The 18,731-nt window shown below is 66.4% G+C and carries 12 protein-coding genes and 1 riboswitch; of the genes, 2 read left to right on the top strand and 10 right to left on the bottom strand.

The features are described 5' to 3' along the window. Nucleotides 1-5 precede the first annotated feature (5 nt). From CFB89_RS23020 to CFB89_RS23000, 5 genes are all read right to left on the bottom strand, one after another. Nucleotides 6-557, bottom strand: a complete 552-nt coding sequence (locus tag CFB89_RS23020) for a TetR/AcrR family transcriptional regulator (RefSeq protein WP_256979745.1) — start codon at nt 555-557, stop codon at nt 6-8. A gap of 127 nt (nt 558-684) precedes the next feature. After that, a complete protein-coding gene (locus tag CFB89_RS23015) occupies nt 685-2,613 on the bottom strand; it encodes a TonB-dependent receptor domain-containing protein (protein WP_089469879.1) in 1,929 nt (642 codons plus the stop codon). A 216-nt stretch (nt 2,614-2,829) separates the two neighbouring features. Continuing rightward, a riboswitch (cobalamin riboswitch) is annotated at nt 2,830-3,023 on the bottom strand. Nucleotides 3,024-3,254: 231 nt separating this feature from the next. Beyond that, nucleotides 3,255-4,229: a threo-3-hydroxy-L-aspartate ammonia-lyase gene (locus CFB89_RS23010; RefSeq protein ID WP_089469878.1), complete on the bottom strand. Its 975-nt coding sequence runs from the start codon at nt 4,227-4,229 to the stop codon at nt 3,255-3,257. A gap of 52 nt (nt 4,230-4,281) precedes the next feature. Next, nucleotides 4,282-4,920 (bottom strand): transcriptional regulator, encoded by a 639-nt coding sequence (locus CFB89_RS23005; RefSeq protein ID WP_089469877.1) that lies wholly within the window; start codon nt 4,918-4,920, stop codon nt 4,282-4,284. After that, nucleotides 4,917-5,438: a YbaK/prolyl-tRNA synthetase associated domain-containing protein gene (locus CFB89_RS23000; RefSeq protein WP_089469876.1), complete on the bottom strand. Its 522-nt coding sequence runs from the start codon at nt 5,436-5,438 to the stop codon at nt 4,917-4,919. The genes CFB89_RS23005 and CFB89_RS23000 overlap by 4 nt, the downstream gene beginning before the upstream one ends. A 404-nt stretch (nt 5,439-5,842) precedes the next feature. On the opposite strand from CFB89_RS23000, the gene CFB89_RS22995 reads away from it, so the two are divergent. Further along, a complete protein-coding gene (locus tag CFB89_RS22995; protein ID WP_069617879.1) occupies nt 5,843-7,429 on the top strand; it encodes an isocitrate lyase in 1,587 nt (528 codons plus the stop codon). On the opposite strand, the gene CFB89_RS34445 is transcribed toward CFB89_RS22995, so the two are convergent. Continuing rightward, entirely contained in the window at nt 7,354-7,620 is a 267-nt protein-coding gene (locus CFB89_RS34445; protein WP_144030151.1) for a hypothetical protein, read from the bottom strand. The genes CFB89_RS22995 and CFB89_RS34445 overlap by 76 nt on opposite strands. A 617-nt stretch (nt 7,621-8,237) precedes the next feature. On the opposite strand from CFB89_RS34445, the gene CFB89_RS22985 reads away from it, so the two are divergent. Continuing rightward, nucleotides 8,238-10,103, top strand: a complete 1,866-nt coding sequence (locus CFB89_RS22985) for a phosphoenolpyruvate carboxykinase (GTP) (protein ID WP_089469875.1) — start codon at nt 8,238-8,240, stop codon at nt 10,101-10,103. A 211-nt stretch (nt 10,104-10,314) separates the two neighbouring features. Here the strand turns inward: CFB89_RS22985 and CFB89_RS22980 are convergent, their stop codons facing one another. From CFB89_RS22980 to CFB89_RS22965, 4 genes are all read right to left on the bottom strand, one after another. After that, nucleotides 10,315-11,979 (bottom strand): acid phosphatase, encoded by a 1,665-nt coding sequence (locus CFB89_RS22980; protein WP_089469874.1) that lies wholly within the window; start codon nt 11,977-11,979, stop codon nt 10,315-10,317. Between the two features lie 534 nt (nt 11,980-12,513). Further along, nucleotides 12,514-13,920 carry an alpha,alpha-trehalose-phosphate synthase (UDP-forming) gene (gene otsA / locus CFB89_RS22975; RefSeq protein ID WP_089469873.1) on the bottom strand — a complete coding sequence of 469 codons (1,407 nt, stop codon included), beginning with the start codon at nt 13,918-13,920 and terminating at the stop codon, nt 12,514-12,516. 401 nt (nt 13,921-14,321) lie between these two features. Beyond that, nucleotides 14,322-15,941 carry a methyl-accepting chemotaxis protein gene (locus CFB89_RS22970; protein WP_089469872.1) on the bottom strand — a complete coding sequence of 540 codons (1,620 nt, stop codon included), beginning with the start codon at nt 15,939-15,941 and terminating at the stop codon, nt 14,322-14,324. Between the two features lie 460 nt (nt 15,942-16,401). Next, entirely contained in the window at nt 16,402-18,486 is a 2,085-nt protein-coding gene (locus CFB89_RS22965) for a TonB-dependent receptor (protein ID WP_089469871.1), read from the bottom strand. Nucleotides 18,487-18,731: the final 245 nt, after the last annotated feature.

The raw sequence follows: 18,731 nt of genomic DNA, 5'->3' as shown, positions 1-18,731 counted from the left end.
GGGCGTCATGCGGGCGAAGGCCAGTGGCGCAGCATCGCGTCGAGCGCATCGAGGCTGCGCGACCACGACGCATCGGCATCCGGCGCGCTGTGCGAGAAGCCGCCGGCGCTTTCGAGCGTCACGTAGCCCATGAAGAAGCCGCCGAGCAGGCGGATCGCATGCGCGTGCTCGGCATCCGGCAGCGCGTAGCCGCGCAGTACCGCCGACGTCATCCTGACGAGCTGCCCGCCCACGCTCGCGGCGGCGCGCTCGGCGCTCACCGGATGACGGGCGGCGGCGAAGCGGCCCGGATGCGCCCGTGCGTAGTCGCGATAGACGTTCGCGAGCGCCGCCAGCGCGTCCTTGCCGGTGCGGCCGGCCAGCGCGTCGGTGGCGCGCTCGGCCAGCTCCTGCAGCGCGAACAGCGCGATGCGGCTCTTGAGATCGTCGAAGCTCGGGATATGGGAATACAGGCTCGCCAGCTTCACGTCGAAATGCCGCGCGAGCGCGGCACCGGTGAGTTGCTCGAAGCCGGTTTCATCGGCGAGCTGCGCGCCGGCTTCGACGAGTTTGTCCACGGTAATGCCGGCACGCGCCATGACGAATGCTATGAAGATTAGTTAAAAACCTAATTCTATTAGCTTTCATCGAGATGTCAATTTCGCGCGCGTGCCGGGTGGTGCGTTGCGCCGATGCGTGGCGCCGTCAGAACGTATAACTGACCTTGCCGAACGCGGTGCGCCCGAGCGTGTTGTAGCCGTACGCGGTCATGTACTGGCGATCGAACAGGTTCGACAGCGACGCCGACACCGTCAGGTGCGAATTGATCCGGTACGACGCGCGCAGGCTCACCGTCAGGTACGACGCCAGATACTGCCGGTTGGCCGGATCGTCGAACGTCGAGCCGCCGTACAGCAGCGACGCGCCCGTGCTCAGCGCATGCAGCTTCAGTTCGTCCCACGTGTGATCGACGTTCAGGCTGACCGTCTGGCGCGGCCGGCGGCTGAGCCACGTCTGGTTCGTTTCGTCCTGCGGATTCAGGATGCCGACCGCGACGCTGACCGGCGTCGAGCGGCCGATCGTTCCCTTGTACGACAGGTCGATGCCGCGAATGTGCGAACGGCCGATGTTCATCGGCGAGAACGTCGCCGGGTTGTACGCGATCAGGTTGTTGACGCGCGTGTCGTAGATCGCCGCGGTGAACGTGCCGTACGCCGTGTTCGCATCGAGCGCGGCCTCGACCGACGTGCTGCGTTCCGGGCTGAGGTTCGGATTGCCGTAGCCCGGGTAGTACAGGTCGTTGAAGGTCGGCAGGCGGAACGCATTGCCGTACGACATGCGCGCCGTATAGACCGGCGTGATCGCCCACGACAGCGCGGCATTGCCGGTGTTCACCGCTTGCCCGGCGATGATCTCGTGTCGGCCGGCGACGAACATCGTCACGCGGTCGAGCGTCGCCGACTGATGCAGCGAGAACGCGGAATCGTTGCGCGTCGGCACGCCGCCGGGAATGTCGACCGGCAGGAATGCCTGCTCGCGCGTGAAGTCGTACGCGAGCTTCGATTCGCCCGACAGCGGCAGGCCGAACAGGTGAAACCCGTGCTCCCGATGGGTCAGCGATGTCGACGTGCTGATCCGCTGCGAATTGATCTGGTCGGTCGCGAGGGCGGGGTTGTCGGCGTAGATGAACTGGCGGTCGTTCGCATAGCCGAACGACTGGTCGAACTGCGTATCGGGCGTGATGTCGAGATGGAACGCGACGCCGGTCGTCAGCTGGTGATCGAGTTCGCGATTGGCGTAGCCGCTGTTGTCGTAGGACAGATCGGAGCGGTGGTACAGCGCGAACGTCGAGATCGACCAGTTGTCGCGCGCGTAGCCGAGCCGCGCGTCGAGATCCTGCGCGTGATACGGATTGCGGCCGTCTTCGTGGCCGTAGAAGAACGGCCGCGTCGCATCGATGCCGGCCGTGTTGTAGTCGTGCAGCCCAAGCGAATAGGTGAGCCCGCCGAGCGCGGCCAGCGGCCCGGTCGACGGCACCGTGCCCGACGTGCGGAACTGCGTGTCGAACGTCTTGTTCGAGCCGCCGCCGAACGACACGGTGGTCCGGTTCGGCTGGTTGGCGGCGCGGCGCGTGAAGAGTTGCACGACGCCGCCCATCGCGTTGTTGCCGAATGACGCGGCGGCCGGGCCGGAGATCACCTCGACGCGCTCGAACGCTTCGGTCGGCAGGTCCGCCCACGGCGCGATGCCGGTGGTCGGCGAGCCGATCCGGATGCCGTCGATGAACACGGCGACCTGGCTCGCCGACGAACCGCGGATGCTGACCGACGCGGACGAGCCCGGCCCGCCGTTCTGCGTGACGGTCACGCCCGGCAGCGTCGCGAGCGCCTGCGTGATGCTCGGGTCGGCGGGTGACAGCCGGTCGAGATCCTCGCGCGTGAGCACCTGCGTCGACGCGTAACGGCGGTCGAACGATTCGGGCAGGTGCCGCGTGTCGGTCACGCTGATCGTCGGCAGGTCGGCGCCTTCCGCAGGCCCGGCGGGCTGCGCGAGCGTCGTGTCGCCGGCGGCATGGGCGAGCGGGGAAAGCAGCGCGGTGGCGGCGGACGTGGCGAGCAGGTGACGAACGTTCATGAGGCGGCGGAACAAAGTGTGTGACGTGTACGGCGATCGCGGGCGGAGAGCGGGCAGGTTGGGGGTGCCGACGGCGCGTCGGTGCGACGCTTCCGGTGGGGAAGCGGATTCGGGAACGATGGACATCTGACGGATCCTGAGGTCGGGTCGTCCATGCAACGGGCGACCGCCGGGGGCGGTGCCAGGCGCATCGGGACACCCCGCCCGGTGCGGCTGCGTGGACCTCGGGTCGATGGCAGGTCTCCTGGCTCGCGGGTCGTCATCCGTGCAGGCCTTCCCGGTTTCCCAGTGGCATGCGGTGGCACGGATTCGCCGCTCACAGTTGCGGGGGCAGCCGCAGATTCGGGGCGTTGCCCCTGCTGCGTTCCCTTTTGATCCCGTCTCCGGGAACCATCAGCGCGCAAGGGTAATGGCGTGCGCTCGGGCACGTCAATCGTCCGGCCGCGCGCGGATGCGAAAAAACGTCATTGCCCGGCGGCGGCTTTCCAAATCCTTTCGTTCGAGGTGGGCGGGCAGCGTTTCATATCTGAGGAAACGGCCGGATTCACACGCATGCCGCCGCGCCGGAACTAGCCGCCGTCGTTTCGTCGCTCTGAGGGCCAGCGGCGGGCGCGTGCCGTTATCGATGCGCGCCGCGCCGCTCAGGCCGGCGCCGACACCAGCGCGCAGAAGTTCTCGAGATCGACGTTGCCGCCGCTGATCACCACGCCAACGCGCTTGCCCTGCAGCGCATCCTTCATCCGGCGCACGGCGGCGAACGACAGGCAGCCGGTCGGCTCGACGACGATCTTCATGCGCGTGGCGAAGAAGCGCATGCAGTCGACGAGTTCCGCGTCCGTCGCGGTGAGGATGTCGTCGACGTCGCGGCGCAGGATCGGGAACGTCAGGTGGCCGAGGTGCTGTGTCTGCGCGCCGTCGGCGATCGTGCGCGGCGTGTCGATATGCACGATCGTGCCGGACCGGAACGATTGCTGCGCATCGTTGCCGGCTTCGGGCTCGACGCCGTACAGCTTCGCATGCGGCGAGAGCGCACGCGTGGCGAGCGCGGTGCCCGACAGCAGCCCGCCGCCGCCGAGCGGCGTGAACACCGCGTCGAGCGGGCCGACTTCGTCGAACAGTTCCTTGGCCGCGGTGCCCTGGCCGGCGATCACGTCCGGGTGGTCGTAGGGCGGCACCAGCGTGAGCCCGTGCTTCTCCGCGAGATCGCGCCCAATCTGCTCGCGATCCTCGGTGTAGCGGTCGTAGGTCACGACGTTGCCGCCGTAGCCGCGCGTCGCGGCCATCTTCGCGGCCGGCGCGTCCTGCGGCATCACGATCGTCGCGGGAATGCCGAGGATGCGCGCCGACAGCGCGATTGCCTGCGCATGGTTGCCCGACGAGAACGCGACGACGCCGTGGCGTCGCTGTTGCGCGTTGAAGCGCGACAGCGCGTTGAACGCGCCGCGGAACTTGAAGGCGCCCATGCGCTGCAGGTTCTCGCACTTGAAGAACACCTGCGCGCCGAGCGCGTCGTCGATCGTCCGCGACGTCATCACCGGCGTGCGGTGCGCGTGGCCTTCGAGCCGGGCCGCGGCGGCGGCGATGTCGTCGTACGTGGGGAGAGCGGAAGCGTTCATGGTTGCTCGAGGATGGAAAAAGTCGGTCGACGGGAATGCGGGGCGCGCCGGGTCACTTCGCGTCGTTGTAGACGGTGGCGCGCGACACGCCGAGATGCTGCGACACGATCTCCATCGCGCGGCGCACCTCGAGGAAGCCATCGGCCTTCAGCGTCTGCATCAGCTCGCGGCGCTGGTCGGTCTTCAGCTCGCGCGGCGTCGTCGCGAGGCGCGTCGCGAAGGTGTCGATGCGTTGCCGGATCGCGTCCGCGCCGGCCGGGTCGAGCGTTTCGACGACGGCTTCGCCGTCCGTGCGGCAGAACTGGTTCAGCATGCCCTGGAAGCCGCGGAACAGCGTGACGTCGGCATTCATGCACAGCGCGGCCACATAGCGCCCGGTCGAATCCTTGATGCCGATCGACGTGCTTTTCGCGGTGCGGCCGTCGGCGAAGCGGTTCGGGTAGTTCGCGAGCACCTGCGGAAAATCGTCGTCGGCGATGCGGGCGAGGCCGAGCTCGGTCGCGGGATCGCCCACCGCGCGCCCCGACAGATTGTTGTGGATCGCGAGGATCGCGTGCTCCGGCGTGCGCAGGTCGTGCACGACAACCTCGGTGAACGGCGCGAACATCTCGCCGAGCCCTTCGGCGATGCGCTGCACCTGTTCGATCAGCGATGCCTGCTCCGACAGCAGCGGTTTGCGGTTTGTACTCATGCGGGGTCCTGGGGGGCTTGTGGGTCCGTCGTTTCCGGCCGCGTGATGTCGGCCAGCAGCGGGCGCGCGATCCGGACGTAGTCGGCCGCGTCGAGCACGACCGAGCGATCGAGGCGGCCCGCGTTGAACGCGATTTCGGCGTTGCGCTCGACCAGCGCGGGATCGACGACGAGCGTCACGTTCGTATCGAACACGAACGGCGGCACCGCGCCCATCACGCAGCGCGTGACGGCGGCCGCGACGTCGGGCGACGCGAGCGTCGCCTTGCGCCGGCCGACCGCATCGGCGACCTTGCGGAAGTCGATTTTCAGATGGCCGGGGATCACCGCGAGCGCGGCGGGGTCGCCGCCACCCTTGAACGTGCAGAGCATCGCCTTCGCGCCCTGTTCGGGGCGGGTGCCGCGCAGCGCGGCGATCGCATCGGATTTGCCTTCCGCCGGATGCTCGAGCACGCGAAAACGCGCGCCGGACGTCGTCAGCAGTTCGCACAGCGTGTCGAAAACGGGAGAGTCGTTCATGTCGCTCCGGGCAGGCGGGCCGATGCGTCGAGGCAGTCGGGTCAAATAATCGTCCAATTATAGACGTTTTGTCATTGGCCTGACAAAGAGCGCCGGACGTCGTGGCGTCAGTGTGCTCGAATCGCGCCGATTCTTCAGCAGCCGAAAGGCCGTTTCATATGGCGGGATTCAGGCCGGATTCCCGCCGCCGCGTTTTACCGCCGCTTGAAACCGTGTTTTGCATCGCAAAAACGACCAACTATCTCATTGAAAAATAACGGAAATTTATATCTTATGTCTTATATAAGACCTGGCCGAAAACGCGCCGGACAGGATTACTATTGAGTCCATGCAGTTCGCTTCGTCACACGCGGCGGGCACGCTGAACCCTTTACTCAAATGCGCTTCGTTCCCAGGAGATAGACATGTCCCAATATCAAGACGACATCAAGGCAGTGGCTGGCTTGAAGGAAAACCACGGTAGCGCGTGGAATGCCATCAGCCCCGAGTATGCGGCCCGCATGCGTGCCCAGAACAAGTTCAAGACCGGCCTGGACATCGCGAAGTACACCGCGAAGATCATGCGCGCCGACATGGCCGCGTACGATGCCGATCCGTCCAAGTACACGCAGTCGCTGGGTTGCTGGCACGGCTTCATCGGCCAGCAGAAGATGATCTCCATCAAGAAGCACTTCAACAGCACCGAACGCCGCTACCTGTACCTGTCCGGCTGGATGGTCGCCGCGCTGCGCTCGGAATTCGGCCCGCTGCCGGACCAGTCGATGCACGAGAAGACCTCGGTCAGCGCGCTGATCCGCGAGCTGTACACGTTCCTGCGCCAGGCCGACGCCCGTGAGCTGGGCGGCCTGTTCCGCGAGCTCGATGCCGCGAAGGACCCGGCCGCGAAGGCCGCGATCCAGCAAAAGATCGACAACCACGTCACGCACGTCGTGCCGATCATCGCGGACATCGATGCCGGCTTCGGCAACGCGGAGGCGACCTACCTGCTGGCCAAGCAGTTCATCGAAGCGGGCGCGTGCTGCATCCAGATCGAAAACCAGGTGTCGGACGAGAAGCAGTGCGGCCACCAGGACGGCAAGGTCACGGTGCCGCACGAGGATTTCCTCGCGAAGATCCGTGCGATCCGCTATGCGTTCCTGGAGCTGGGCGTGGACGACGGCATCATCGTCGCGCGTACCGATTCGCTGGGCGCGGGCCTGACCAAGCAGATCGCCGTGACCAACACGCCGGGCGACCTGGGCGATCAATACAACGCGTTCCTCGATTGCGAAGAACTGTCGGCCGACCAGTTGGGCAACGGTGACGTCGTCATCAAGCGCGACGGCAAGCTGCTGCGTCCGAAGCGCCTGCCGAGCAACCTGTTCCAGTTCCGCGCCGGCACGGGCGAGGCGCGTTGCGTGCTCGACTGCATCACGTCGCTGCAAAACGGCGCCGACCTGCTGTGGATCGAAACCGAAAAACCGCATATCGCGCAGATCGGCGGCATGGTCAGCGAGATCCGCAAGGTGATCCCGAACGCGAAGCTGGTGTACAACAACAGCCCGTCGTTCAACTGGACGCTGAACTTCCGCCAGCAGGCCTACGATGCGATGAAAGCCGAAGGCAAGGACGTGTCGGCTTACGACCGTGCGCAGTTGATGAGCGTCGAATACGACGAAACCGAACTGGCCAAGCTCGCCGACGAGAAGATCCGCACGTTCCAGGCAGATGCATCGCGTGAAGCAGGCATCTTCCACCACCTGATCACGCTGCCGACGTACCACACGGCTGCGCTGTCGACCGACAACCTGGCGAAGGAATACTTCGGCGACCAAGGCATGCTCGGTTACGTGGCCGGCGTGCAGCGCAAGGAAATCCGTCAGGGCATCGCGTGCGTGAAGCACCAGAACATGTCGGGTTCGGACATCGGCGACGATCACAAGGAATACTTCAGCGGCGAAGCGGCGCTGAAGGCGGCGGGCAAGGACAACACGATGAACCAGTTCTCGTAACCCGTCATTCCGCGGTAGAAAGCCAACTCGTCACGGGTTGGCTTTTTTCGTTCGACGCGCGAAGCGTGTGATCCGCGCGCGGCTGTTGCGACAAACTGGCTCGTCGGCAGCACGTCGATCGTGTCGAATCGATGCGGCGCGCGCAGCGGGTCCGACATCTCGGCCGCGTTGCGCGGGAATTTTTCGCTCACCGCAACCGTATCGACGTGCGCGCACGGACCGCTCACCGCCGGCGCGATGGCAGCGTGCGCGTATTACCCCGGATTGCCGCGCGCACCGTTTTGAGCAGCGACGTGAAGCGGGTATTCGAACAGGATGTTTGTGTACGCAACCTAATTCAGGGTTTGCCTGAGTAGCGAAAACGCCAATTCGCACGACGTGGGTTCGCGTTGTTCGTACGCACGAGCGGCAGTTGAAATTGCCGTTCGTGCGAAACCCTTGCGGGGCGGTCGTCACGCTTGTTTCGTCCCCAAAGCGGGCGTGCCGCGGCCGTAAAAAGCACCTGCCTGCAACACGCATGCCGGCACGCCGTCACAGTTGTTTCTTGTTGCAACGCAACGCCCCGTCAATAACGGCGATGGTATGCTGGCCGGCATGGAGTTGTATGGCAGGTTGCTTGCATGGCGAAACTCGTGTTCGCACTTTCTGACGAGACTTCATCTTCTCTCGCCCGCATCGCGGCATCGACGCGCGCGCCGCTCGCGCGTCCCGTCCTGCGCGCCGCATCTTCCTGCGCTCCGCACGCATTCCCCATCTCGCGGGCTCGCCCCGCATCCCCATCCCCGCCCAATAATCTGGAGACGTCCCCATGTTGCAGAACACTTTGGCCGAAGCGACACATGGCCCGCTGATCGCTCCGCCGGCCTTCGTCAAACATCGCAAGCTGATCGACTGGGTATCGCGCATCGCGGCGCTCACGGAGCCCGAGCGCATCGTGTGGTGTGACGGGTCGCAGGAGGAATACGACGCGCTGTGCCAGGCGATGGTCGACCAGGGCACGCTCACGCGCCTGAACCCGGCGAAGCGCCCGAACTCGTATCTCGCGCAATCCGATCCGTCGGACGTCGCGCGCGTCGAGGATCGCACGTTCATCTGCGCGGCGTCGCGCGACGACGTCGGCCCGACCAACAACTGGATCGAGCCCGCGGAAATGCGCGAGACGCTCAACGGGCTGTTCCGCGGCTCGATGCGCGGTCGCACGCTGTACGTCGTGCCGTTCTCGATGGGCCCGCTCGGCTCGCCGATCGCGCACGTCGGCGTCGAGTTGTCCGACAGCCCATACGTCGCGGTGAACATGCGGATCATGACGCGCATGGGGCGCGACGTGTACGACGTGCTCGGCGAGGACGGCGATTTCGTGCCGTGCGTGCACAGCGTCGGCCATCCGCTCGAAGCCGGCCAGCAGGACGTGCCGTGGCCGTGCAACCCGGTCAAGTACATCGTGCATTTTCCGGAAACGCGCGAGATCTGGAGCTTCGGCTCGGGCTACGGCGGCAACGCGCTGCTCGGCAAGAAGTGCTTCGCACTGCGCATTGCATCGACGATGGGGCGCGATCAGGGCTGGCTCGCGGAACACATGCTGATCCTCGGCGTGACGTCGCCGGCCGGCAAGAAGTATCACGTCGCGGCCGCATTCCCGTCCGCGTGCGGCAAGACCAACTTCGCGATGCTGATCCCGCCGCAGGGCTTCGACGGCTGGAAGGTCACGACGATCGGCGACGACATCGCGTGGCTGAAGCCCGGCCGCGACGGCCGCCTCTATGCGATCAATCCGGAGGCCGGGTTCTTCGGCGTGGCGCCGGGCACGGGCGTGAAGACCAACCCGAACGCGATCGCCACGCTGAAGGAAAACGTGATCTTCACGAACGTCGCGCTGACGGAAGACGGCGACGTGTGGTGGGAAGGGCTGACCGACACGCCGCCTGCGAAGCTGACGGACTGGCAGGGCAATCCGTGGACGCCCGAGATTGGCAAGGAGACCGGCCGCAAGGCCGCGCATCCGAATTCGCGCTTCACCGCGCCGGCCGCGCAGTGCCCGTCGATCGACGACGACTGGGAAAACCCGGCCGGCGTGCCGATCGACGCGTTCATCTTCGGTGGCCGCCGCTCGACCACGGTGCCGCTCGTGACCGAAGCGCGCGACTGGGTCGAAGGCGTGTACATGGCCGCGACGATGGGCTCCGAGACGACCGCGGCCGCCGTCGGCCAGCAGGGCGTCGTGCGCCGCGATCCGTTCGCGATGCTGCCGTTCTGCGGCTACAACGTCAGCGATTATTTCGCGCACTGGCTCAAAATCGGCGAGCAACTCGAAGCCGCCGGCGCGACGCTGCCGAAGATCTATTGCGTGAACTGGTTCCGCAAGGATGCGAACGGCAAATTCGTGTGGCCGGGCTTCGGCGAGAACATGCGCGTGCTGAAGTGGATGCTCGATCGTCTCGAAGGCACGGGCGGTGGCGGCGAGCATGCGTTCGGCGTGTCGCCTGCGTATGAGGACCTGCACTGGGACGGCCTCGATTTCACGCGCGATCAGTTCGATGCGGTGACGTCGATGAACGCCGGCGAATGGCGCGAGGAGCTGAAGCTGCATGCGGCGCTGTTCGATACGTTGAAGCTGCGCTTGCCCGCCGAAATGACCGACACGATGAAGAAGATCGAGCAGCGTCTCGGCGGCTGACGGTACGCCGCGTCATCGTCCGTGATGTCCCGCCGCCGGCATGTCTTGCTGGCGGCGGGATGTGTCGTTTGGACGCCGCGCGTGCCCGCTATGGGCGCAGCGGGTGCTGCAATGCGTCGCGCCGCGTAGCCTCGCCGGCCTGAAACGAACGACGCCCCGGGCCATTCATCGCATGGCCCGGGGCGTTGTCCTTTTCCGCGATCGGCGGATGTCAGCCGAGATCGAGCGCGTTCGTCAAATCGCCCGGCGGCGTCGCGCCGCGCGCGGCGAACGCGTTGTTGCGCAGCACCACACCGTCCAGCGGCGCGAGCCCGTGCACGCGACTGATGAAGCGCAGGATCGAGTTCGTGTCGTACAGCGTGTGATCGACGAAGCCCTTTTTCGCGAACGGCGAGATCACGAGCGCCGGGATCCGCGAGCCGGGGCCCCAGCGATCGCCGACCGGCGGCGCGACGTGATCCCACCAGCCGCCGTTCTCGTCGTGCGTCATCACGATCACGGTGTTTTCCCATTGCGGCCCGCGCCGGATATGGTCGATCACGGTCGCGATGTGACGGTCGCCCGATTCGATGTCCGCATAGCCCGCATGCATGTTCAGGTTGCCCTGCGGCTTGTAGAACGTGACGGCCGGCAGGCGGCCCGCGTCGATGTCGGCGATGAAGTGATTGGTCGACGGCTCGTCGCCGAGCCCCGCATCGCGCAGGTGCTTGCGGCGCGCTTCGGTGCCCGGCGCGTAGTTCACGAAGTAGTTGAACGGCTGGTGGTGGTACTGGAAATCGGGCACCGTGCCCGTGTCTCGATGCTCGATCGCGTACTGCCACGCGCCGCTGTACCACGCCCAGTCGACGTTCTTTTCCGACAGGCGGTCGCCGATCGTCGCGTAGCCCTGCGGCGGCATCACGCGATGGTCGGCCGGATCCGCATACGCGGCGTTGCCCGGATCGGGCGGCGGCACGTAGCTCGGCTGGTACGGCGGCGCCATCGTGTTCACGCCGTAGCCGTCCGGCGTGAGCGGGCCGTCGACCGCGAATTTCGGTGGGCCGTCGAGCGCGGACGCGGGCGAATCGTCGGCGAGCTTCAGGCGCGTGCCGGCCGGATCGTCGCCTTCGACCTTCGACAGCAGTTTCGCCGCATGCGGATGCTTGTGCGCGTCCGGATAGAGCGGCGGCTGCGCGGAAATCAGGAACATGTGGTTCATCCACGAACCGCCGAAGGCCGCCATGAAGAAGTTGTCGCACAGCGTGTATTGCCGCGCGAGATTCCACAGTCGCAACGTGTCGGCCGAATTGCGGTAATGGCCCATCACGAGGCCGCCCGAATCGGCCCAGGCGGCGAACTGGTTGTTGCGGCCGCCCGCGATCTGCATCTGGTTCTGGTAGAAGCGATGCCACAGGTCGCGCGTGATCACGCCGTTCGGCAGCGGCTTGCCTTGCGCGTCCGAAATCCGGAACGGCGCATTCGGCAGCTTGTCGATGTCGCGCTCGGCGATCGCGTAGCGCTTGCCGTTCACTTCCTGCGCCTGCGGCACGAGCCCGCCCCAGATCTTCGGCAGTACCGGCAGCGGCGTCTTGCCGTCGCGATCGAGCTGCTGCGCGTGTTCGGGCCGCACTTCGCTCAGTGGATGACGCACACCCGGGAAATCGCCGTACAGGTTCGCGAAGCTGCGGTTTTCCGCATAGATCACGACGATGTGGCGCACGCGCGCGCGCAACGCTTCGTCGATGCGCAGGTCGGCCGCCGAACGCGGCGCGTTGCCCGCGGTGGTTTCGCAGCCGGTGAGCGCGACACCGGCGCCGAGCGCGGCGAGGCCGCCGAGCACACGGCGGCGGTCGGGATCGGCGGGAAGGTCGTCGGGGCGATCGGGGGTGTCGTTCACGTCGTGGGTTCCTCGAATGGGCGGGTGGCGTTGTCGTTCGATGCGCGCCGGCGCCGCGCGGGCTGCCGCGACGCGGGACGGGATGAGACGGCCGGCCTCGCGCGGCGGTGCGAGGCAGCTGTCACAAAAATGTCATGCACGCGACTATAACGCGGCAAGGGGGCGGATGAAAACCGTTCGTCGGACGATTCGATGCTTGCGCGGCGAGCGATGCGAGACGCCCGCGGGCGAACTAGACTGGAATCGAGGGCGGTGCCACCGCGACCTCGTCGGGCGACGACGCCGGTGCGCGCGGCGCCGCGATCGAAACGGAGCCGGCGTCCACCGTCGAGCGCGATTTCGTCGCGTGCGGCCGGTCGCCCGAATCGGATCGCTGAAGCCGCCGCGTGGGCCGGCGACCTGCGCGCGCCGATATCCCGACGCCGCACGCCTTCTTTACGGTTTTCCCGCCACGGCGTCGCCATGCGCGGCGCGCACGAACCAGTCGAACGACATCGTGCTCGAACGCACGACGATGGGGGGCGTGAGCGCGCGTCAGGATTCAGTCGCGGCCGCGACTTCGGCCGCTTCGGTGAGCGCTTCGAGAAAACGCGTGCGCCACCAGTGCACGTCGGTCTTGCGCATGATCGCCATCAGCGCGGCGTGACGCTGCCGGCGCTCTTCGAGCGGCATCGTGAGCGCGCGCTGGATCGCCTGCGCGGTGCCTTGCGTGTCGTACGGATTGACGAGCAGCGCGGACTTCAATTGCTCGGCGGCGCCCGCGAAACGCGACAGCACGAGCACCCCGGGGTCGGCCGCGTCCTGCGCGGCGAGAAACTCTTTCGCGACGAGATTCATCCCGTCGCGCAGCGGCGTGACGAGGGCAACGCGGCTCGCGCGGTAGAGGCCCGGCAGGCGCTTGCGCGCGACGGTGCGGTGAATGTAGCGCATCGGCATCCATTCGAGCTCGCCGTAGTCGCCGTTGATCGCGCCGCACAGGCTGTCCATCTCGCGCCGCAGATCGTCGTATGCGCCGAGATCCTCGCGGCTCGGCGCGGCGATCTGGATCAGCGTCGCACGGTCGCGGTTCTCCGGATACTGTTCGAGCAACTCGCGGAACGCATGCACGCGCTGCGGCAGCCCTTTCGTGTAATCGAGCCGGTCGACCCCGACCAGCAGTTGGCGGCGCGAATATTCGTCGCGCATGCGTTCGAACATGTCGAGGCCGTCGCGATCGCGCGCGAGCGCCTCGAATTCGTCGACGTTGATGCCGATCGGGAACGCGCCGGCCGACAACGTGCGGCCGAACGCGCGCAGCCGGCCGTCCGGCAGCCGCGCGGCACCGGCTTCGGCTTCGACGTAATGCTCGAAGTGGAGCAGATCCGATTCGGTCTGGAAGCCCACGAGGTCGTACGCGAACAGCGAACGCATCAGCCATTCGTGTTCCGGGATCGCGGCCATGATCGGCGGCGGCGGCATCGGGATGTGCAGGAAGAAGCCGATCGGATTCGTGCAGCCCATCGCGCGCAGCTCGGCCGCGAGCGGAATCAGCTGATAGTCGTGAACCCAGATGACGTCGTCGGGGCGCAGCAGCGTGCGCAGCTTGCGCGCGAACAACTGGTTCACGCGCCGGTAGCCGTCGGCGAAAAGCCGGTCGAACTGCGCGAGATCGAGCCGGTAGTGAAACACCGGCCACAGCACGTTGTTCGAATAGCCGAGATAGTAAGCGTCGTAGTCCTGCGGGTCGAGATCGACCGTCGCGAGTTGAATGCCGCCGACGTTCTGGATCTGCACGTCGTCGCCATGCGTGGGGCGATCGTCGCCGCCGCGTAGCTTGCCGCTCCAGCCGAACCAGACGCCGCCGGTTTCCTGCAGGCTGTCCTTCACGGCGACGGCGAGCCCGCCGGCCGCGGCTTTACGGGGATCTGCGATGCGATTGGATACGACGACGAGTCGGCTCACCAGCTCTCCTGACGATTGTTGGGGAAGGGTCGTGCGGCCGGGGCGCGAGAGGCATACGCCGCCATCGGCGCGCGCTGCGCGATACGACGGGGCCGCATGGCGATCGGACGGGAGTCAGGGCATGCGATTCGCCGTCCGGTCGAAAAGTGCTTTTTTAGGATACTCGTCATTCGTGCGTTTTAAAAGTCTGTGTCGACGAATGGCGCGGCCGAGCACGCGGGCCGATATCCATCACGGCGGTGCGGCAACGGGTGATGTCAGAGCGGGACCGAAAATTGCGGCACGCGACGAACGCCGTGTGCGCAAGGGCGGGCGGCGAGCGGCCGAATCGCGGGGAATCGTGCTGACGAGGGGGATGCGTCAGCACGATATGCGCATCCTCGTTTCCGTCGCGTAGGCCGTTACGCGGCAGCCGGTTGCCAGTGACGCGGGTCGGCTTCCCCCGCATGCGTGCCCGCCGACGCCCCATGTACGCCGGACGGCATCCGGAACGCGGCGACCGTTTCGGCCAACTCGCGGCCCTGCGCCTCGAGCGACTTGGATGCGGCCGCCGCCTGCTCGACGAGCGCCGCGTTCTGTTGCGTCGTCTCGTCCATTTGCGTGATCGTCAGGTTCACCTGGTCGATGCCGCGGCTCTGCTCGGCCGACGCGGCCGCGATCTCGCCCATGATGTCAGTCACGCGCGCGACGGCTTGCGTGACGTCGAACATCGTCTTGCCGGCTTCGCCCGCGAGCGCCGAGCCGTCGCGGATCGTCTGCACCGATGCGGAGATCAGTTCCTTGATTTCCTTGGCCGCCGTCGACGAGCGCTGCGCGAGATTGCGCACCTCGCTCGCGACGACCGCGAAGCCGCGGCCCTGTTCGCCCGCGCGAGCGGCTTCGACCGCCGCGTTGAGCGCGAGGATGTTGGTCTGGAACGCGATGCCTTCGATGATGCCCGTGATGTCGGCGATCTTCGACGAGCTGTCGCCGATCTCCGTCATCGTGTCGACCACGCGGCCGACCACCGAGCTGCCGCGCTGCGCGACGTCCGACGCATTCGCGGCGAGCGTGCTCGCCTGTTGCGCGTTTTCCGCGTTCAGGCGCACCGTCGACGTGAATTCCTCCATCGTCGCCGCGGTTTCCTGCAGCGACGCAGCCTGTTCCTCGGTGCGCTGGCTCAGGTCGAGGTTGCCCGATGCGATTTCGCCCACCGCATGTGCGATGCTGTTCGACGAGTCGCGCACGCGGCCGACGATGCCGATCAGCCGCTCGTTCATCGTCCGCAGCGCGTCGAGCAGGTCGCGCGTTTCGTCGTTGCCGCGTACCTCGATGCGGCTGCCGAGATCGCCGTTCGCCACCGTGCGCGCGACGTCCACGGCCGAGCCGATCGGCGCCGTGATCTTGCGCGTCAGCCACAGGCCGCCGCCGGCCGCGATCGCGACGGCGATCAGGCAGATGCCGGCCAGCAGGTTGCGCTCCACCGTGTAGCGATCCGCGAATGCCTGCGCGATCTCGATCTCGCGTTCGTGCGTATAGGTCGCATAGGCGTCGGTCGCACGCACCAGTTGCGCGAGCAACGGGCGGCAATTGTCGTCGATGTCGGCGATCGCGTCGTCCTTCTTGCCGGCCTGCGCGAGCCCGACGATGCGCAGCGCAACGGGCCCGTAGCCGGCCTCGATGCGCACGATGTCGGCCACCAGTTCGCGTGCGCGATCGGAGGTGTCGGCCGCGTTCGCCATGCGTTCCTTGAGCTTCGCGAGACGGTCCTGCACGTCCTTGTGCGCCTGGTTCACCTCGGCCAGTTCGGCTTCGATGTCGGACGGCCGGGTGACGAGCACGAGGTTGCGCGCGGCGATCGCGCGCCGGTCGACCGCGGTGCGGATTTGCGCGGACAGGTTCGCCCGCGCGTTGATGCCGTTTATGTAGCGTGAAAACTCGGTGTTCGTATCGGACAGCGCCTTGAGGGCCACGCCCGACACAATCACGACGACCGCGGCGAGCAGGCCGAAGCCGCCAAGGAGTTTTGTTTTGATGCTCATTCTGGCGATTTTCACGTTGTGCCCCTGCGCGTGTGGTTGGCAATTTGGAATTTATCGTTCGACCAGATACGGGCTCGTGCCGGCTTTAACGGGTAGTCGGAATGATTCTTTACCCTTCAAAAACCCTGATGTTCGTTTTTTTACTGAAGCGGGCTTTCCGGATAGGCATTATTGATCCAGATCAATAAGTTGCATGCATCCGTAATTCACTCGTTTATGCATGAAATTTGAAATTGTTTTTGCTGGCGAAATAAAAACCACCCCCTTTAATACAGTCATCTGGGAGTTGTGTTTTGATTTATGGATAACCGGCGGAATTTCGGGGGATTGAGTCCGGAAACCGGTATCGAGAACCGGCGTGCGCCGCCCGACGGGCGCAATGAAGGAATGAACGGCCCCCGGCGTGCCATGTCGGCACGCCGGATGGAGCCCGCGGCGGGCGCCGCGAGCCATGTGAGGGTCAGAACGTGGTGTGCAATCCGGCCATCACGCTGCGGCCGCCGGCCGGTGCGAAGCCGCGCACCACCGACGTCGAGTAGCGGATCTCCTGGTTCGTCAGGTTGTCGCCGCGCAGGTACGCGAGCCAGTGCGTGGGGCCGACGCGGAACTTGTACGTCAGCATCACGCCGAGCGACGTGTAGCCGTCGGTCGAGAAATCGTCGTCGGGCACGCGATGCTGCGACCACGCGTGCGTGACCTGCGCCCGCGCACCGAACGGGCCGTAACCGTAGTCGGCCGCGAGCGTCGCGCGCAGCGGCGCGATGCGCGGCAGCGGCTGGCCCGTGTCGACGTTGCGCGCGTGCGTGTAGTCGGCGGTCAGTTCGAGATCGACCGTGTGGCCGCGCCGTGCGAATGCGCGCCACTTGCCGTCCAGCTCGATGCCGTAGAACTCGGCGCGCACGCCGCGATAGATCGCCTCGTTCAGCGAGCCGTCGGTGCCCGGCGCGACCGGTTCGCCGTCGTCGTCCACCACGCGGCCGGTGTTGTACTCGGTCAGGTAGTTCGAGAAGCGGTTGTAGAACACGCCGATGCTGCCGCGGTTCGGCCCGCTCGCATAGCGCAGCGACAGGTCGGTCGACACGGCTTTTTCCTTCGACGCGTTCGGGTTGCCGATCAGGAACTGGCCGGTCGCATCGTGCGGGCCGTTCGAATACAGCTCGTAGAAGGTCGGTGCGCGTTCGGTGTACGCGACGTTCGCCGCGACCGACCAAACCGGCGTCAGCGAGAACAGCGCGCCGGCCGACAGGCTGCCCGCATTGAAGTCGCGCGGCTGCGCACCCGCGAATTTCTCGACGCCGGCCGGATCGGGATCGACCTTCACGTGCTCGAAGCGGCCGCCGAGGCTCAGCTTCAGCGCGGGAACGACCTGCCATTCCTCGAGGCCGAACAGCGCGACGCTGTTGGTGCGCGTGGACGGCACGAGCATTTCGTCACCGAGGGCCGAGAACGTGTTCTGGCCGAACTGCACGCCGATCGCGCCTTCGAATGGCCCGATCTTGCGATGGCGCGCCTCGATGCGCGCCTCGTAGCCGCGGTTGCGGAAGGTGGTCGCCGTCTCGCCATTGTCGACTTCCTTGTGGCGGTAGTCGGTGTACGCGAAATCGAACTTCAGCTTCGTGAACGGCCCGCTCAGGTTGCGTACCTCGGACGCGAACGCGAGGCGTTCCTGGCGCATCCGCAGCCGCACGTCGCTTTCCGCGACGGAGCCGTAGTTCGATTCGTAGCCGCTGTACGAGAGGCCGGCGAAGCCGTCCGCCCACGTGTACGACGCGCCGACCGCGCCGCCGTGCACGCGCCCGTCGCTGTTCGGCACGTTGCCTTCCGGTTGCGGCGTGTCGGGGCCGTCGATCGCGCGTTGCTGGCTGCTGCGCGCGTAGCCGGGAATCCGCAGCTTGCTCGTTTCGCGGTCGAACGCATCGACGTGGAACGCGAAGCGGCCGTTGCCGCCTTCGACTTGCGCGGCCCCCGCGCGCACCGAATTCGCGCCGCCATAGCGCGCGTCGAGCGCGCCGGTCACGCCTTCGATCGCCTCGCGCGGAATCCGGTTGTCGATCGTGTTGACCACGCCGCCCACCGCGTTGCCGCCGTACAGCAGCGCGGCCGGGCCGCGCACGATCTCGACGCGCTCGATCGACAGCGGATCCTCGGGCACCGCATGGTCGTACGACAGCGACGACGCGTCGTAGGCCGCGACGCCGTTCTGCAGCAGCCGGATCCGGTCGCCGTCCATCCCGCGGATGATCGGACGGCCGACCATCGGCCCGTAGGTGGTGGTCGACACGCCGGGCAGCCCGTTGAGCGTTTCGCCGAGCGAATCGGCCTGGCGGCGCGTCAGCGCATCGCCCGAAAGCTGGACGGTCGGCGCGATCAGTTCGGTGTCGCCGAGCGGGTTCGCGGTCACGAAAATCGGCGCGAGCGGCGCGGCGGCCGGCGTGGGTGTGCCGGACGCGGCGGGCGCATCGGCCTGCGCATGAGCCGCGGCGGCGAACAGGATCAACGACAGGGACGAGAGCGGGCGAAGCGGTAAGCGAGGAAGGTCGCGCATGGTCGGTGAATCGGTTGGAATCGGATCGGATAACGAGCGAGGCGGGTCACCGCTGGATACGATATATTGTTGCGCCTGTGACGCGCAATGACCCGTTGGAACATCGCTCGGCGAGGCCCGGCCACCTGGGTTCGGACGGCGTCAGGCGGACGAGCACGCGAAATGATATGTTATATCATTTCAAATTCCAAGCCGAATGGCGGGATTCCGTCGGCTTTCTGTCGGATCGGTGAAATGGTCGCGTG

This window comes from Burkholderia sp. AU16741 (genome assembly GCF_002223345.1).
Lineage (GTDB): Bacteria > Pseudomonadota > Gammaproteobacteria > Burkholderiales > Burkholderiaceae > Burkholderia > Burkholderia sola.
Note: the sequence above shows the minus strand (reverse complement) of the source record. Positions and strands in the feature narration are given on the sequence as shown.

What these genes read in the sequence shown, in the direction of transcription:
- CFB89_RS22970 (WP_089469872.1), bottom strand. Translation starts at nt 15,941, where the DNA reads ATGAGCATCAAAACAAAACTCCTTGGCGGCTTCGGCCTGCTCGCCGCG.
- CFB89_RS22995 (WP_069617879.1), top strand. Translation starts at nt 5,843, where the DNA reads ATGTCCCAATATCAAGACGACATCAAGGCAGTGGCTGGCTTGAAGGAA.
- CFB89_RS23000 (WP_089469876.1), bottom strand. Translation starts at nt 5,438, where the DNA reads ATGAACGACTCTCCCGTTTTCGACACGCTGTGCGAACTGCTGACGACG.
- CFB89_RS23005 (WP_089469877.1), bottom strand. Translation starts at nt 4,920, where the DNA reads ATGAGTACAAACCGCAAACCGCTGCTGTCGGAGCAGGCATCGCTGATC.
- CFB89_RS23015 (WP_089469879.1), bottom strand. Translation starts at nt 2,613, where the DNA reads ATGAACGTTCGTCACCTGCTCGCCACGTCCGCCGCCACCGCGCTGCTT.
- CFB89_RS22965 (WP_089469871.1), bottom strand. Translation starts at nt 18,486, where the DNA reads ATGCGCGACCTTCCTCGCTTACCGCTTCGCCCGCTCTCGTCCCTGTCG.
- CFB89_RS23010 (WP_089469878.1), bottom strand. Translation starts at nt 4,229, where the DNA reads ATGAACGCTTCCGCTCTCCCCACGTACGACGACATCGCCGCCGCCGCG.
- CFB89_RS22985 (WP_089469875.1), top strand. Translation starts at nt 8,238, where the DNA reads ATGTTGCAGAACACTTTGGCCGAAGCGACACATGGCCCGCTGATCGCT.